Annotated in this window: 1 pseudogene; it reads left to right on the forward strand. The window is 62.6% G+C overall.

Going from position 1 to position 372, the window contains the following annotated elements:
* Positions 1-372: pseudogene (locus DW732_RS08545) on the forward strand (XRE family transcriptional regulator); the annotation flags it as partial.

A 372-nucleotide genomic window follows, 5' to 3' on the forward strand; every position in this document is an offset into this window, starting at 1 on the left:
TATCCGGACGTCCAGAGTCTGCTCATGCTGAGCATCCTATTCGACACCTCCATAGACACGCTCGTGAAGGGAGACGTGACCGTTATGGAAGAGGCAGTCGAAAGAGATCGCAAGCGCATGGGAACGCGGATGCTATGGCTGGCCGTGCTGATGCTCGCGTTGCTGGCGGTGGCGTTCGCACTGATACTGTCGCCGGCGTTTAACTGGATGGAGGGCACCTGGGGCGCCGGCGTCGCCGCGGCTGCGGCGTTCCTGCCGGCGATAGCGGCGCTTGTTGTCGCAACCGTCCTCGAGCGCATCAAGCGCGAGAACGACCTGGTGACATACCGCGAGATCCTCGCCGTCCGCAATGCAGGCAGGTGCTTTACGGCC

Origin of the sequence: Collinsella sp. AM28-11LB, from assembly GCF_003469895.1 — a bacterium.
GTDB lineage: Bacteria > Actinomycetota > Coriobacteriia > Coriobacteriales > Coriobacteriaceae > Collinsella.